General features: G+C 42.1%; 11 protein-coding genes and 3 pseudogenes. 10 read left to right on the top strand and 4 right to left on the bottom strand.

Annotated elements, in window-relative coordinates:
- Window positions 1-119: 119 nt before the first annotated feature.
- From purB to AC075L_RS10145, 5 genes and pseudogenes are all read left to right on the top strand, one after another.
- A pseudogene (gene purB / locus AC075L_RS10165) lies at window positions 120-1,554 on the top strand (adenylosuccinate lyase).
- 144 nt (window positions 1,555-1,698) lie between these two features.
- Window positions 1,699-2,981, top strand: a pseudogene (locus tag AC075L_RS10160) (adenylosuccinate synthase).
- Between the two features lie 93 nt (window positions 2,982-3,074).
- On the top strand, window positions 3,075-3,902 hold the full coding sequence (locus AC075L_RS10155) for an HAD family hydrolase (RefSeq protein WP_055199924.1): 828 nt from the start codon (window positions 3,075-3,077) through the stop codon (window positions 3,900-3,902).
- 454 nt (window positions 3,903-4,356) lie between these two features.
- The gene (locus tag AC075L_RS10150) at window positions 4,357-4,872 is read left to right on the top strand and encodes an SEC-C metal-binding domain-containing protein (protein WP_055057400.1); all 516 of its coding nucleotides are present in this window, start codon (window positions 4,357-4,359) and stop codon (window positions 4,870-4,872) included.
- Window positions 4,865-5,344 carry a YdcF family protein gene (locus tag AC075L_RS10145; protein WP_025577363.1) on the top strand — a complete coding sequence of 160 codons (480 nt, stop codon included), beginning with the start codon at window positions 4,865-4,867 and terminating at the stop codon, window positions 5,342-5,344. The genes AC075L_RS10150 and AC075L_RS10145 overlap by 8 nt, the downstream gene beginning before the upstream one ends.
- A gap of 15 nt (window positions 5,345-5,359) precedes the next feature.
- Here the strand turns inward: AC075L_RS10145 and AC075L_RS10140 are convergent, their stop codons facing one another.
- Window positions 5,360-6,232: a shikimate dehydrogenase gene (locus AC075L_RS10140; protein WP_025577361.1), complete on the bottom strand. Its 873-nt coding sequence runs from the start codon at window positions 6,230-6,232 to the stop codon at window positions 5,360-5,362.
- Window positions 6,233-6,527: 295 nt separating this feature from the next.
- Between AC075L_RS10140 and AC075L_RS10135 the strand changes: the two genes are divergently transcribed.
- From AC075L_RS10135 to AC075L_RS10125, 3 genes are all read left to right on the top strand, one after another.
- Window positions 6,528-7,385 carry a sigma-E processing peptidase SpoIIGA gene (locus AC075L_RS10135; RefSeq protein WP_055199925.1) on the top strand — a complete coding sequence of 286 codons (858 nt, stop codon included), beginning with the start codon at window positions 6,528-6,530 and terminating at the stop codon, window positions 7,383-7,385.
- A gap of 17 nt (window positions 7,386-7,402) precedes the next feature.
- Window positions 7,403-8,113 carry an RNA polymerase sporulation sigma factor SigE gene (gene sigE / locus AC075L_RS10130; RefSeq protein ID WP_020994083.1) on the top strand — a complete coding sequence of 237 codons (711 nt, stop codon included), beginning with the start codon at window positions 7,403-7,405 and terminating at the stop codon, window positions 8,111-8,113.
- A gap of 217 nt (window positions 8,114-8,330) precedes the next feature.
- Window positions 8,331-9,257, top strand: coding sequence for a radical SAM protein (locus AC075L_RS10125; protein ID WP_008704180.1), 927 nt, complete (start codon window positions 8,331-8,333; stop codon window positions 9,255-9,257).
- A gap of 174 nt (window positions 9,258-9,431) precedes the next feature.
- Here the strand turns inward: AC075L_RS10125 and AC075L_RS10120 are convergent, their stop codons facing one another.
- From AC075L_RS10120 to AC075L_RS10110, 3 genes and pseudogenes are all read right to left on the bottom strand, one after another.
- Complete coding sequence (locus AC075L_RS10120; RefSeq protein WP_476387604.1) at window positions 9,432-10,871, bottom strand: TrkH family potassium uptake protein; 1,440 nt, start codon at window positions 10,869-10,871, stop codon at window positions 9,432-9,434.
- Window positions 10,872-10,883: 12 nt separating this feature from the next.
- Window positions 10,884-12,242: a Trk system potassium transporter TrkA gene (trkA, locus tag AC075L_RS10115; RefSeq protein ID WP_055052504.1), complete on the bottom strand. Its 1,359-nt coding sequence runs from the start codon at window positions 12,240-12,242 to the stop codon at window positions 10,884-10,886.
- A gap of 278 nt (window positions 12,243-12,520) precedes the next feature.
- A pseudogene (locus AC075L_RS10110) lies at window positions 12,521-12,757 on the bottom strand (manganese catalase family protein); the annotation flags it as partial.
- 205 nt (window positions 12,758-12,962) lie between these two features.
- Between AC075L_RS10110 and AC075L_RS10105 the strand changes: the two are divergent.
- Window positions 12,963-16,001, top strand: a complete 3,039-nt coding sequence (locus AC075L_RS10105; protein ID WP_476387603.1) for a VaFE repeat-containing surface-anchored protein — start codon at window positions 12,963-12,965, stop codon at window positions 15,999-16,001.
- A gap of 245 nt (window positions 16,002-16,246) precedes the next feature.
- Window positions 16,247-16,498, top strand: a 252-nt coding sequence (locus AC075L_RS10100) for a YdcP family protein (protein ID WP_476387602.1), incomplete at its 3' end; no start/stop codon positions are given.

Raw genomic sequence — 16,498 nt, 5'->3', positions numbered from 1 at the left:
GGTTGCTTTTAGAGGAATGATGTTATATAATTTCAACGTACGTGGTTGAGAAAAACGTACGTACAGAAGTGAAATAAAAGGATTAAAAATAATATCCTATAAAAAACAGGAGAGTGAAGATGAGTACAGACAGATATGTAAGTCCTTTATCAGAACGTTATGCCAGCAAAGAAATGCAGTATATTTTTTCCCCGGATATGAAATTCCGCACATGGAGAAGACTCTGGATCGCACTTGCTGAGACAGAGAAAGAGCTTGGCCTTAACATTACACAGGAGCAGATTGATGAACTGAAGGCACATGCAGAGGATATCAATTATGACGTTGCAAAGGAACGTGAACGTCAGGTGCGTCATGATGTTATGTCTCACGTATATGCGTATGGCGTACAGTGCCCGAAAGCAAAAGGAATCATCCATCTGGGAGCAACCTCCTGTTATGTAGGTGATAATACAGACATTATTGTAATGACAGAAGCATTAAAGCTTGTGGAAGAAGAAACTGGTCAATGTTATTGCCGAGCTTTCTGCTTTCGCAGATAAATATAAAGATCAGCCTACTCTGGCATTTACACATTTTCAGCCTGCACAGCCTACTACAGTAGGTAAGCGTGCAACACTCTGGACACAGGAATTCCTGCTTGATCTGGAGGATCTGGAGTATGTTCTGGGAACAATGAAGCTTCTGGGATCCAAAGGTACAACCGGAACACAGGCAAGCTTTCTGGAACTGTTTGATGGAGATCAGGAGACTATCGACAAGATTGATCCGATGATCGCAGAGAAGATGGGATTTAAGGAATGCTATCCGGTATCCGGACAGACCTATTCCCGCAAGGTAGATACACGTGTTGCCAATATTCTTGCAGGAATTGCAGCAAGTGCACACAAGATGTCCAATGATATCCGCCTTCTTCAGCATCTGAAGGAAGTAGAAGAACCATTTGAGAAATCTCAGATCGGCTCCTCCGCAATGGCGTATAAGAGAAATCCTATGAGAAGTGAGCGTATTGCTTCCCTTTCCAGATATGTAATGGTAGATGCCCTTAACCCGGCGATTACATCTGCAACTCAGTGGTTTGAGAGAACTCTGGATGACTCTGCAAATAAGCGTCTGAGTATTCCGGAAGGTTTCCTTGCTATTGACGGAATCCTTGACCTCTGTCTTAATGTTGTAGATGGATTGGTTGTTTATCCGAAGGTTATCGAGAAACATATGATGGCAGAGCTTCCGTTCATGGCTACAGAGAATATCATGATGGATGCTGTAAAAGCAGGCGGTGACCGTCAGGAACTTCATGAGCGTATCCGTGAGCTTTCCATGGAAGCCGGAAAGACTGTCAAGGTAGAAGGCAAAGATAATAATCTGCTGGAACTGATCGCAGCAGATCCTGCATTCAACCTTTCTCTGGAAGATCTGCAGAGATCCATGGATCCGAAGAAATATATCGGACGTGCCAAAGAGCAGACAGAGAGATTTGTAAATACAGTAGTTCAGCCGATCCTCGATTCCCATAAGGAACTTCTGGGAGTGAAAGCTGAGATCAATGTCTGATCAGTAAATACTTAACATAACGGTTTGGAATATTACAGAATCTGATATAAAGATAATAAGCGTTGCTGTTTCCTGATGATATCCGGCAGGTCATTCTGCAAGGTCGGGTAAACAGTAAGCGGTAAATACAGGAGGAATTATATAATGGTAAAAGCAGTTGTTGGTGCTAACTGGGGAGATGAAGGTAAAGGTAAGATTACCGATATGCTCGCTGAGAAGGCTGATATTATCGTAAGATTTCAGGGTGGTGCAAATGCAGGTCATACAATCGTAAATAACTATGGTAAATTTGCCCTTCATACTCTGCCGTCAGGTGTGTTTTATGATCATACTACAAGTGTGATCGGCAACGGTGTTGCACTGAATATCCCGGTATTTTTCAAAGAGTACAATGAAGTGGTAAGCAGAGGTGTTCCGGCTTCCGAAGATCCTTATCTCCGAGAGAGCACAGATGGTTATGCCGTACCATATTCTTTTTGACCAGTATGAGGAAGAACGTCTGGGCGGCAAATCTTTCGGATCTACCAAGTCAGGTATTGCTCCGTTCTACTCAGACAAATATGCAAAGATTGGTTTCCAGGTAAGTGAACTTTTTGATGAAGAACATCTGAAAGAAAAACTTGCAAGTGTATGTGCGACAAAGAATGTTCTTCTTGAACATTTATATCACAAACCGCTTCTTAATGTGGATGAATTATTTGCTGAACTTATGGAATATAAGAAAATGGTTGAACCATATGTATGTGACGTATCCCTGTATCTGTGGAACGCATTAAAAGAAGGTAAAGAAGTTCTTCTTGAGGGACAGCTTGGTTCTCTGAAAGACCCGGATCATGGAATTTATCCGATGGTTACATCTTCCTCTACCCTGGCAGGATATGGTGCAGTAGGAGCAGGTCTTCCACCATATGAGATCAAACAGATTGTTACTGTATGCAAGGCATACTCCAGTGCAGTAGGAGCAGGTGCATTTGTTTCTGAAATCTTTGGCGATGAAGCAGATGAACTGAGAAGACGTGGCGGTGACGGCGGTGAATTTGGTGCTACTACAGGCCGTCCAAGACGTATGGGATGGTTTGACTGTGTTGCTTCCAAATACGGATGCCGTCTTCAGGGAACTACAGATGTTGCTTTCACAGTTCTTGATGTTCTTGGATATCTGGATGAAATTCCGGTCTGCACAGGATATGAGATTGATGGAAAAGTAACAACAGAATTTCCGACAACTACACTGCTTGAGAAAGCAAAACCGGTTCTGGAGACTCTGCCTGGATGGAAATGCGACATCCGCGGAATCAAAAAATATGAAGATCTGCCGGAGAACTGCAGAAAAGTATGTTGAGTTCGTTGAGAAACATATCGGATTCCCGATCACTATGATCTCCAATGGCCCGGGACGTGACGATATCATCTACAGAAATAAATAATAAGGATAAATTTACCTGTCTGATCGGCAGACGGTAAATAAGACTATACGCCGGGGAATTTCTCCGGCGTGTCTTTTATATAACTGGAGGCTTATGAAAAAAGATAATAATAAGATAAAAAAAATCGGGGCATGGATCGCAATCATAATCCTGCTTCTTGCATGTTGTATGCCGATGATTTTTGCATTCGGGAATGGAGAAGATTCGCAGGTCTATTTTAAAGCCTCGCTTGCAGTGGCGATCATGGTTCCCATCATGGCTTATGCAATATGGATGGTTTATAAATTACTGAACAGGAATAAAAAGGTGGTGGATTCGGATATGGAGAATATTATTTTTGACGTTGGACAGGTTCTTGTAAAATATGACTGGGAGACCTATCTGGACAGTTTTGGTTTTCCGAAGGAAGAGCGTGATAAAATTGCGGAAGTGGTATTTCAGAGCAATACCTGGAATGAGAGAGACAGAAGCAGCGAGACTGAGCAATATTATGTAGATCAGATGGTAAAAGCTGCACCGGAGTACGAAAAGGATATCCGGGAGGTAATGCGCCGTTCTGACGAGACAATTGAGAAAACAGATTATGCGGAAACCTGGGTGAGATATCTGAAAGATAAAGGATATCATGTTTATATTCTTTCCAATTATGCAGCTGACACACTGGAGAGAACGGAGGATAAACTTACGTTTCTTAAATATGTAGACGGAGCAGTGTTCTCCTGTCAGGTGAAGCAGATCAAACCGGAACCGGAAATTTACAAAACCCTGCTCGGACGCTACCATCTTGACCCGGAGAAATCCGTATTTCTGGATGACAGAGCGGAGAACTGTGAGGCAGCCAGAAAACAGGGAATCCATGCAATTCAGTTTAAAACTTTTAAACAGGCAGCAGCAGAACTGGAGAAACTGGGCGTCAATTAAAATTGTTACTGTTCACTCCGTTCTCAGTAACATAGTCAAAATTCATTCTAGTACAGCGTTTCGTAAATAACTATACCAATCGCGTAGGATGCGGATTCGAGTGTGTTGGTATAAAAACGCAGGCGTAGCGGGCTACGCTGAGGCTTTTAGACCTGTGCAATCGGATTCGCAGACAAGTGAGTGGTATAGTTATTTCGAAAACGATGTACTAGATTGCCTGCGGCAATGGAATTTTGGCTTGTATGTCTCGGGATTTTGGCATATTCATGCCAAAACACCTCGCGGGATAGTGGTGTGTGAACAGTAACTTAAAATTCACTAAAAATACAAAGAATATCATTTGTATTTTTAACTGAAAGATGATATAATAATAAAGCTTGTGGAAGGAATATTTTCCATATGTTTCCGCACAGGCATAATACCTATGAAATATTGGAAAAGAGGATTAAAGGAAATGAGCGATAAAACAATCTTAGAGCAGTGGCGTGCCATCGCCTATGACCAGCAGGCAGACCGTAATAAACTTCAGAGATTTTGGGCAAATTATTTTAATATTGAAAAAGGAATTTATGAGCAGCTTCTTAGCAACCCGGATGAGGTAGTAACCGGTACAGTTAAGGAACTGGCTGAGAAATACGGACAGGAAGTTCTGACAATGGTTGGTTTCCTGGATGGAATCAATGACAGTCTGAAGATTCCGAATCCGATTGAGACAATGGATGAGAACACAAAGGTTTCTCTGTGCTTTGATAAAGAACTTCTTTATAAGAATATGGTAGATGCAAGAGCTGACTGGCTGTATGAACTGCCACAGTGGGATGAAATCTTTACACCGGAGAAGAGAAAAGAACTTTATCTCGAGCAGAAGAAATCAGGAACAGTTGTCAAAGCAAAGAAAATCGGACGTAATGATCCTTGTCCTTGCGGAAGCGGCAAGAAATATAAATATTGCTGCGGTAAGAATGCGTAAGCATCCAAATCTGGAATATATTATCGTGCTTGGTGCCCATGTAGAAGGTACCCGGCTTACAAAAGCCCTTCTGGAACGTACCAGGAGGGCTTTACAGTATATGGAAGAAAATCCTGAGACTAAGGCTGTTCTGTCCGGAGGAAAAGGGGACGGAGAATCTATCACAGAAGCTCAGGCAATGTGCAATTATCTTGTGGAACATGGAATTGACAGAGAACGACTGATCCTGGAAGAGAAATCTACCAGCACAACAGAGAATCTGAAGTTCAGTCTGGGAATGATCGGACTGAATCATTCGGTTGGCATTGTCACCAATAATTTTCATGTTTTCCGGGGAACGGCCATAGGAAAGAAATGTGGATGCAGAGAAATTTATCCCATTCCTTCCAGATACCGTTCATGGAGACTTCTGATATATATTCCAAGAGAAATCCTGGCAATCATCAAAGATAAGCTGATGGGAAATATGTGACTGTTATGCGAATCACTATTTGACAGAGAAATATTTTTCCTTAATAACAGAAACCGGCATTTCCTGTCCGGTCCAGATCTGGAAAGCTTTAGCCCCCTGATGAAGAAGCATATACATGCCATTAAAGGTCTGGCATCCGGCTGCTTTGGCCTCTCTGAGCAGTCGGGTTTCCTGTGGCTCATAGACAACATCTGCCACTACAAGCTCAGGATGGAACAGAGATGTATCTTTGATGATGGTATCGTCGATATCCGGAACCATGCCTACAGAGGTTGCATTGATCAGCAGATAACTCTGTGCAATGGAATCTCGCAATGCAGTATGATCATCATTGTCGAAGAGGCAGACCTGACAACCTGTTTTAGCAGAGAGATTCTCAGCGAATTTCTGTGTGCGATTCCAGTATCTGCTGGTGCGGCGGGCAAAAATATGTACAGAAGCCGCACCGTCCAGGGCAGACTGTGCACAGATGGCCATCGAAGCTCCTCCTACTCCCATGACAGTTATATTTTTACCGGTAATATCATGTCCCGCATCACGTACAGATTGCATAAAACCGTACCCGTCTGTATTGTATCCGATTAACTTTCCGTTATCGTTCAGTACAGTATTGACAGCACCGATCAGTTGAGCTTCAGGGGAAAGCTCATCCAATAATTCTACAATTTTATTCTTATTCGGCATGGTAAGGTTGAAACCGCGAATGCCGCAAGTCTTTAATCCTGCAACTGCTGCAGGAAGAGTTTCTTCATTTACATCAAAACATAAATATACATAGTCAAGCCCGAGAAGGCGAAATGATTCATTATGCATCAAAGGGGAAATGCTGTGTGCCACCGGGCTTCCTAAAAGCGCGGTAAGACCTGTGTGTCCGGTAATATTATTCATGTTAAAATCCTCCAGTCTGTTTTGTAGCAGAGACATAAAATACTGTCTGAATTGTGACAGTATAGAAGATGCCCTTCTAAAACATAGAAATTATCTATCATTTTATTCTAACTTCAATTATATGTCAATACATGTTCATTTTGGTTTGTATGATAGTTACTGTCGATTTAGTGCGACAAATAATAAGACATAATTCCTCCGTTTTGACAAAATCCGCATACTTTATCACGTATAATGAATCTCACTTACCGAAGTGAAGGAGAAGTCAGAGGCAGTATCAGACGGAGGGAAGGAAATGCATTACGAAATATACATAGATGTAGTTTTTTTCACAAATCTCCTGATAGATTACATATTAATCAGATTTACAGGAATATTATTCCGATGTGGAAGAAGCAGAAAAAGAGCTCTTCTGGGAGCTGCTGCAGGTGCGGTATTTTCCTGCTGGATCATTTATCTGCGATCTTTTCTGAAGTCTGGGATTTTTCTTCCGGCACTTGTCCTGCTGCATGGTGGCTGTGCTGCAGGAATGCTTGTGATCGGATGTAATCTGAAAAGGGGAAGTCTGCTGCTTAAAGCAATACTTACACTGTATTTTGCCGCATTTCTGTGTGGAGGGTTCTGGGAAGTGATCGTCAGTGATAAGTTGACAGTCAAAATGTTTCTGATCCTTGCAGCAGCAACGTGGTCCGGCATTACAGCGTTGTCATATCTGATGGATTCCCTGAGAATACGGACAAAGAATATCTATCCGATAACCATATACTATAAAGGATGTGGATATCCTTTTCAAGGATTTTATGATTCCGGAAATCTGCTTATGGATTCTGTAAACGGAAAACCTGTATCTGTAGGGACAGAAAAAGTTTTATCTGAAATATGTTCAGAAGAAACCGTAAGCTGTTTAAAACACCTGAAAGAAAATCCCGGGGAGTCTGGTAAACCGGGAACTGCCGGGCTTCATCCACATTTTACCTTTTTTCACAGTATAGGAAAAGAACAGGGAATGATGCTGGCTGTTACTTTTGAGAGACTCTGCATTCAGACTCCAGCAGAGGTTGTCTGCATAGACAATCCGGTATTTGCATTTTCATTTGAAACATCCGCTTTTGGTAAGGAATACGAGGTACTTTTGAATTCCAGATTACTTTAACGGGAGGGGTTGTGACTATGAGCTGTTATCCATTACAGGTAGTGTCAAGAATGGTGATGAACCGTTCAGGAGAAGTTTTTTATATTGGTGGAAATGATGTGCTGCCGGCACCACTGGAGCCGAAGCGTGAGGCGTTTATACTGCAGAAGCTTGGAACAGGGCAGGAAGAAGAAGCGAAGTCTGTTCTGATCGAACATAATTTAAGGCTTGTGGTGTATATTGCAAAGAAGTTTGATAACACAGGAGTCGGGGTGGAGGATCTGATCTCAATCGGAACGATTGGGCTGATCAAGGCGATCAATACCTTTAATCCTGTAAAAAACATCAAGCTTGCCACTTATGCATCCAGATGTATAGAGAATGAGATCCTGATGTATCTTCGCCGCAACAGTAAGACAAAGATGGAAGTGTCCATAGACGAACCGCTGAACGTAGACTGGGATGGAAATGAACTCCTGCTTTCTGATATTCTGGGAACTGATGAGGATGTGATTTCAAGACGTCTGGAAGATGAAGTGGAGATTTCGTTGTTATCAAAGGCAATTAGAAAGCTTTCACCGCGTGAGCAGACGATCATCCGCCTTAGATTTGGTCTGGGAAAGGAGAATGCTGCAGAGAAAACACAGAAAGAGGTTGCAGACCTTCTGGGAATTTCTCAATCATATATTTCCAGGCTGGAAAAAAGAATCATGAAGAGACTGAAAAAGGAAATTGTGAAATATGAATAGACGTAATTGGGGAATGTAGTATAATGATATAAAGGATAGTAACTATTCAGCAATCCGCCTGTAACTGTGAAAGCACTGAACGGTTATAATATAAGCAAACGGTGGGAACTGTTTTGCAGTGGGTGATTCACAGATATCAAGTCGGGGAAAGAAAAAAGGACAGAAGAGAAAAGTGAAGGTAAATAAAATACAGACAGAAGAAAACAAAGATAAAACTCTGAGGCATGATACAGAAAGCTGCATACTGGCAGATTGCAGTTTATGTCCGAGAAATTGCCATGTAGACAGAACAGCCGGAAAAACCGGATACTGTGGAATGGATCAGAAGGTTAAGATTGCAAGGGCAGCTTTGCATATGTGGGAAGAACCATGTATTTCGGGAACCAGAGGTTCCGGGGCAGTCTTTTTTACAGGATGCAATCTGAGATGCTGTTTCTGCCAGAACCGGGAAATTGCCATTGGTGACAGTGGCCTTGAGATCACTGAGGAAAGACTGGCAGAAATATTCCTGGAACTGCAGGAAAAGGATGCTGCAAATATCAATCTGGTAACCGGAACACATTATATTCCACAGATCATCGCAGCTTTGGACTGTGCAAAGAAGCATGGGCTTAATATTCCGGTTGTCTATAACTGTGGTGGATATGAGAACACAGAGACATTGAAACTTCTGGACGGATATGTGGACATTTATCTTCCGGATTACAAATATGCGGAGAGCGAATTGGCAGTGAAATTTTCACATGCGAATGATTATCCTGAAAGAGCTATGGAAGCAGTTAATGAGATGGTACGCCAGACAGGAATGCCACAGTTTGATGCAGAGGGATATATGAAACGTGGGACTATTGTGAGACATCTTATATTGCCGGGGCATACAAGAAATTCAAAAAAGGTTCTGAAACTTTTACATAAGACTTTTGGAAAGCAGATTTATATCAGTATCATGAATCAGTATACGCCGGTTTTTGAGCAGAAAGAATATACAGAACTGAATCGTTGTGTAACCAGAAGAGAATATGAAAAAGTTCTGGACTATGCATTTGAGCTTGGGATTGAAAATGGATTTTTTCAAGATGGTGAAACTGCCAGAGAGAGTTTTATTCCTGCGTTTGATTATGAAGGTGTGAGAAAAATGCCATAAAATAAAAAACTCCCATAAATGGAAGGAGGCCGGTACTTTCGTACCGGCGCGTATGAAAAAGAAAAATATTTATAAGAAAGATTCATCATCTTTCTAAAATTCATTATATCCAATAAATATGAATAAAATATGAATACGGTGTAAAAAAATAAAATTTGTTTTACCAAAATATTTTTAGAATTTCTTCCATGTATCCCTTACAAACAATATCAGTAACGGGAAAATCTCAAGACGTCCTGCCAGCATATCAAAAGTAAGGATAAGCTTTGAAAACCATGAGAACATACCGAAGTTTCCGGTAGGTCCTACCAGCTCAAGACCTGGTCCGATATTATTAAAGGTTGCCGCAACCGCCGTAAAATTCGTGATCAGATCGAAATCGTCAAAGGCAATCAGGAATATGGAGGATGCAAAAATCAGCACATATACAATGAAGAAAATATTTGTGGAACGAACAACTTCATGTGGGATGGCCTTGCCGTCCATTTTTATTTTCTTTATTGCATTTGGATGCAGAAAAATATGAAGCTCCTTGCGGACTGTTTTGCAGAGAATCAGGATTCTGGATACTTTAATGCCGCCACCTGTACTTCCGGCACATGCACCGATAAACATCAGAAGTAGCAGAATGGTTCGTGAGATTTCCGGCCAGGTATTAAAATCTGTTGTTGCATATCCGGTTGTTGTGATAATGGAACCAACCTGGAAAGCTGCCTGCTGAAAAGCTTTGGCTGCACTTCCGAAAATATGGTAAATATTGCAGGTGATGATAAGAATTGCAATACCGATGATTCCGAAATAATACCGCACTTCTTCCATTTTAAAAGCCTGAGCAAATTTTTTTGTGATAATGAAAAAGTAAGCATTAAAGTTAACGCCAAATAAAATCATAAATACAGTAATGACCACCTGCAGATATGTACTGTAACTGGCCATGCTGTCATTTTTAATACCAAATCCTCCGGTACCTGCAGTACCGAAAGCCGTACATATGGAGTCAAACAGCGGCATACCACCGACCAGAAGAAGCAGGATCTGGATCACTGTCATTACGAAATAAATAGAATACAGAATTTTGGCAGTTGACTGTACTTTTGGCGCAAGCTTGCTTACAGATGGTCCGGGACTCTCCGCTTTCATAAGATTCATATGATAACCGCCGGTAAGTGGCAGAAGGGAGAGGATGAAAACCAGAACACCCATTCCGCCGATCCAGTGCGTGAAGCTTCTCCACATCAGCATACAATGAGGAAGTGCCTCCACATCGCTGAGAATACTGGCTCCTGTTGTAGTAAAACCCGAAACTGTTTCAAATAATGCATCTACAGGATTTGGAATGCTTCGGCTGATCACAAAGGGGATTGCTCCTATGATACTCAGAACGATCCAGCTTAATGCTACAGTCACGAAACCTTCTTTTGTGTAGAAAGCCTTTCTTGTCGGCTTTTTCCTGGTGAGAGGAAGCCCGATGACCAGGCATAAAGCAATCGTGATCAGAAAAGCTACACCGGAAGTTTCCTGATAGATCAGTGCCGTAATTGCGGGCAGAGCCATAAATACAGCTTCAATTTCCAGAATCATTCCGATGATATAGATAATAATGGAATAGTTCATAATTCGGCTCCTTTATTTTTCCAGAATATCTGTGATATCGCGAAGGCCCTTCTGAGAAGTTACTATGATAACGGTATCTCCGACCTGAATGGTATCCTGGCCTCTGGGAATCCTGACCTGACCATTTCGGTTCAGGTAACCTACAAGAAGGTTTTTCTTCAGGTTCAGTTCAGATAATGGAATGCCTGTTACCGGTGAATTTTCGCGGATGGCAAATTCCAGAGCTTCTGCCTGATTATCCAGGATATGATAAAGGGTTTCAATATTGCTGCCGATGCTGTTCTGCATGGCACGTACATACTGCAGGATATAGTCGGCTGTGATATATTTCGGATAAATGACGCTTCCGATGTCAAGGTTATCAATGACATCATCAAAGGCAAGGCGGTTTACCTTGGCAACCAGTTTGGCATTGGAAACTGTTTTGGCAAAGAGTGAAAGGAAAACATTTTCCTCATCCATGTTTGTGAGTGATACAAAAGCCTCTGTGCGTGAGAGTCCCTCTTCCATAAGGAGAGAACGGTTGGTTCCGTCTCCGTTAATGATAGTTGCCTCCGGAAGCAGATCACTTAAGGTTTCACAGCGGGACTCATTCTGTTCGATGATCTTAACGGAGATGTTCATATCAAGCAGGGCTTTTGTAAGGTAATAGGAAATGGTTCCTCCGCCGACAATAATGGCGTTTTTTACCTGATTGGTTTTCAGGCCGATCTTTTTGAAAAAGGCTGCTGCATTCACCGGGGAAGCAAGAATGGAAACCATATCTCCGTCGTGGATCACCTGATTACCGCCGGGAATAGATACATGATCCCGACTTTCTACTGCGCAGAACAAGACGTCGCATTTCAGGGCTTCCGTAATGCGTGAGATTGTCATGCCATCCAGATTAAATTCAGGAAGCACTTTAAATTTCAGCATTTCCACACGACCACGTGCGAAAGTATCGATCTTGATAGCTGAAGGGAAGCGTAAGAGACGGGAAATTTCCTGTGCAGCTGCAAGCTCCGGGTTAATGATCATAGTAACACCCAGACGCTTCTTGATGAAGCTGATCTCTTTGGCATAGATAGGATTGCGGACACGGGCAATCGTCTGGCAATGGCCGGTTTTCTGTGCGATCAGGCAGCAGAGGAGATTCATTTCATCAGAACCGGTTACGGCAATCAGGATATCTGCATTCTCAATACCTGCTTCCACCAGCGTGTTGATACTTGCACCGTTTCCCACGATACCCATGGCATCAATGTCATTCTGAAGGGAAGTGATCACATTAGAAGAAACGTCTATAAGAGTAATGTCGGATTCTTCTTCCTGAAGCTGTTCTGCCAGGGTACGTCCAACTTTACCGCACCCAACAATAATTATCTGCATAATTCCTCCAATAAGGGGGCTGTCACATAATATCTATGTGAGACAGCCCCTTTTATATCATATTTTTGTTTATAATTGCTCAATATTTTTGGCAATTACTTTTGTGGCTATTAAGCTAAGAATACTATAGCACCACCAGATATATTTGTAAAGCAAATATGAAATTTCTGTGATTTTTAAGATGGAGCGTATTACTGTTCATTCCGTTCTCAGTAACACGCTTCGCGATGCTAATCGCATAAATTCGCGCAGTATGTCGCAGGTTTTGGCTGCGTACGTTATTTATTGCTGTTGCATGATGCAGTGCAGGGATTATCAAATCCTGGGGTAAAAGCATAGAAGTTTTTGGCATCAAGTTCTTCCTGAATGGACTGAAGAGCTTCCCCAAATCTCTGGAAATGAACAACTTCTCTGGCACGCAGGAATTTGATGGGATCCGCAATCTCAGGTATATTGCGGACTACTCTGAGAATATTGTCATAAGTAGAACGGGCTTTTTGCTCTGGTGCGACCTCGTAAGAACAACATAGCTGGAAAGCCTTGAAAATACGTCATTTTGTATAGGACAAGTTTTTTCCTGCTACGGTTGCATAAGAACAAAAACATAGAAAAATGAAGATGAAACAAACTATCCTGCATAGTTCCAATGGTTTCAACAACTAAGACGTTCAGAAATGAGCGTCTATTTTTTTACCCAAAACGAAAGGAGAATCAAGAAATATGAATAAGATTATGAAGCGATTGCTTACGGGTTTCCTTACCCTTGCAACCGTATTTACTACTTTACCTGTCACGCAGATTCATGCTGCGGATTCTGTTTACACCACTACTGACGGTAAAGCAGGAACAATCGTTAAGGTTGATAATGGCGGTACAGAAATTAAAAGTTTTGAAGAAAGCATAATGACCGCTGACGGTCAGATTGCCTATTGTGTAGATATTAACACCGACTTTAAATCAGGATATAAAAATCGTGTTGACGCTAAAGACAGAATGAGTAACGACCAAATATCAGATGTAGCGTTGAATCTGGAATACGTCAAACAGTATTCCAAAACTCATAGTCTTTCCAGCAAGCAGGTTTATCTATTGGAACAATGCGTTGTCTGGCGTAGATTGAGCGTACACTTAGGTTGGGGGTATAACAATGTACGAGCTGCCTATGATGAAGTATCAGAAAAAATCCAGTCAGAAGTTTATGAGAACGCAAAGTCTTTCGCTAAAGAAAATAAAGACCGTTATGATTGCGGCGGTTATATCTATGTCGGCGAGGGGCAGGACTTAGGACAGTTCTGGGCGAAGCTGGCTGTCGGGAATGGCAAGATTCAGAAATCTTCCAGTAATGCTACAGTCACAAACGGGAACGACTGTTATTCCCTCTCTGGTGCGACTTATGGTGTTTATTCTGATAAAGGCTGCACGAAATCTGTTGCCACACTTACGACAAATGCCAGTGGAAATACTGATACTGTGGAATTAAGAGCCGCAACATACTATGTAAAGGAAACGAAAGCTCCAAAAGGATTCCAGTTAGATAAGAACGTCTATACTATGACGGTCAAGGCTGGCGAAACTTCCACATTGAAAGTCAGCGACACACCAAAAGTCACAGACACTTTGGTTGAGCTTTTCAAGATTGATATGGAAACTTCCAAAGCTACTCCACAGGGTAACGCTTCTTTGGAGGGTGCAGAGTTCGTCTGGAAGTATTATGACGGTTACTACACAAAAGACAATCTTCCATCAGAACCAACACGCACATGGACGACAAAGACAGTCGCTGACAAAGACAGCAATAATGAAGTCCATTACATCTCAAGATTAGCGGATTCCTACAAGGTATCAGGTGACAGCTTCTATACACAAAACGGTACTATCTGCCTGCCACTTGGTACTATTACTATGGAAGAAAAGGCAGCTCCAAACGGTTACTTATTGGAGGGTGCTTATATGCAGGCTACCGGAAGTTCAGAACAGATAAAAGGCGTGTATGTGGCACAGATTACAGAAGATGGTGAGCTTGTAGCGTTAAGCGGCAGCAACCAGTATTCCGTATTAGACAAGGTTATCCGTGGCGGTGTCAAAATCCAGAAACGTGACCTTGAAACAAAAGATACGAAAGCACAAGGCGGTGCGACTTTAAAAGATACTGCCTTTACAATCATTTCCTTAAATGATAATGCTGTCTTGGTAGATGGCAAGCTATACAACAAAAATGAAGTCGTCAAGACAATCCATACAGGTGTTGACGGTATCGCTGCAACTGACGCTGATACACTTCCTTACGGTCACTATAAAATTTCAGAATCCAAAAATCCGACAGGATATTTGACAACTGGTGCGGTTGACTGTGAGTTTGACATTGTGAATGACGGTGAAATCATGGATTTAACAGATGAAGCACATTCCATCTACAACCAGATTATCCGTGGGGATATCGAGGGTGTGAAAATTGGTGACGGTACTCACAAGCGACTTACGAATGTTCCCTTTAGGATCACAAGCAAGACGACTGGTGAGAGCCATATCATTGTTACGGACGCAAACGGTCAATTCTCCACTTCTTCTGACTGGGTATCTCATAAACAGAATACCAACGCCGGAAAGACCAGTGAGGACGGTATCTGGTTTGGTACTTCCACACCAGACGACAGCAAAGGTGCATTGCTTTACGATACTTACACAATCGAAGAATTACGCTGCGATTCCAACAAAGGAATGACGCTGATTCCGGCGTTTGATGTAGTGGTGTCAAGAAATAAAGTAGTCGTGGACTTGGGTACACTCACAGATGAATATGAACCAGAAATCATTATCCATACGACTGCCACAGATAAGGTGACAGGTGAAAAATCAATCGTTGCCGGAAAGAGCGTGACTATCGTTGATACCGTCACTTTAGATGGTCTGACAAAAGGCACAAAATATCAGTTGAAAGGCTGGCAGATGGTGAAGTCTGAAAATGCACAGCTTTTGATTGACGGTGAACCTGTGGAAAATGATTACACATTCACTGCGAAAAAATCAGAAATGGAAGTTGAGGTTTCCTATACGTTCAATGCTTCTGCTCTTGGTGGCAAAGACCTTGTGACATTCGAGGAATTGTACGATTTATCCAATCCAGACGAGCCTACAAAGGTGGCAGAACATAAAGATATTGAGGACGAGGGGCAAACAGTGACGATTACGGAACGTATCATCACTATGCACACAACCGCTACTGATAAGGCGACAGGTGAAAAGACGATTGAAGCAGACGACAAAGTAACTATCGTTGATACGGTCACTTTAGATGGTCTTGAAAAAGGCGTGAAATACACTCTTAAAGGTTGGGAAATGGTGAAGTCTGAAAATGCTGAACTTCTAATGAATGGCAAGCGTGTAGAAAATGACCTTACTTTTACTGCCGAGGATTCTAAAATGGAGGTTCAGATTGAATTTACATTCAATGCTTCGGAGCTTGGCGGCAAAGAGCTTGTGACATTTGAAGAATTATATGACGTAACCAATCCAGACGAGCCCATCAAGGTAGCTGAACATAAGGACATCAAGGACAAGGGGCAGACTGTGACGGTCAAGGAAAACCTGGAATCCCCTACGGCACCAGAAGAACCTAGCACACCAACAAAGACAAGCGATTCACCAAAAACAGGTGACAACACACCATTTGTCGCATTGTTCGCCATGATGGGAATTTCCGCTGCTGGTCTTATCTTTGCCGGATATAAGAGATTCCGCAAAGTAAAGAAGTCTAAATAATACAGGAGGTATCGGTTTATGAAAGCAACTCCCCGTTCACCTCCCATCATAAAAAAAGTCAGTCCGTGGCTGGCAACTCAACTAAATTCTGCTTGATTAACATTTATCTTTCTGAATGGGGATTGTCAAGGGTGCGGCAGCACAACGCTTGCCCTTGATAATTCACAGGCAGACAGATATTATTCCGATAGCAGAATGACACAATCAATCATTAAAAATATAGAAAGAAAAGAGGTAAACAATTTATGGAATTAAAACACGTTATCCCAAATATGGAAAAAACATTCGGAACTTTAGAATTTGCTGGTGAGAATAAGGTGGAACAGCGTAGGATCAACGGACGTATGACGGTCGTTTCCCGTAGCTTCAACCTTTATTCGGACGTACAGAGAGCAGATGATATTATCGTGGTGCTGCTTGCTTCTGCTGGTGAGAAGAACTTTGAATCAGAGGAAAAGGTAAAACTTATCAATCCCAAAATCACTGCAGAGGGTTAT

The organism is Blautia sp. ZXY-1-B12 (assembly GCF_056339915.1).
Note: the sequence above shows the minus strand (reverse complement) of the source record. Positions and strands in the feature narration are given on the sequence as shown.

Bases quoted from the DNA above. Each gene is read 5' to 3' on its own strand.
- AC075L_RS10140 (WP_025577361.1), bottom strand. From the start codon at position 6,232: ATGAATAATATTACCGGACACACAGGTCTTACCGCGCTTTTAGGAAGC.
- sigE (WP_020994083.1), top strand. From the start codon at position 7,403: ATGAGCTGTTATCCATTACAGGTAGTGTCAAGAATGGTGATGAACCGT.
- AC075L_RS10150 (WP_055057400.1), top strand. From the start codon at position 4,357: ATGAGCGATAAAACAATCTTAGAGCAGTGGCGTGCCATCGCCTATGAC.
- AC075L_RS10135 (WP_055199925.1), top strand. From the start codon at position 6,528: ATGCATTACGAAATATACATAGATGTAGTTTTTTTCACAAATCTCCTG.
- AC075L_RS10105 (WP_476387603.1), top strand. From the start codon at position 12,963: ATGAATAAGATTATGAAGCGATTGCTTACGGGTTTCCTTACCCTTGCA.
- AC075L_RS10145 (WP_025577363.1), top strand. From the start codon at position 4,865: ATGCGTAAGCATCCAAATCTGGAATATATTATCGTGCTTGGTGCCCAT.
- AC075L_RS10155 (WP_055199924.1), top strand. From the start codon at position 3,075: ATGAAAAAAGATAATAATAAGATAAAAAAAATCGGGGCATGGATCGCA.
- trkA (WP_055052504.1), bottom strand. From the start codon at position 12,242: ATGCAGATAATTATTGTTGGGTGCGGTAAAGTTGGACGTACCCTGGCA.
- AC075L_RS10120 (WP_476387604.1), bottom strand. From the start codon at position 10,871: ATGAACTATTCCATTATTATCTATATCATCGGAATGATTCTGGAAATT.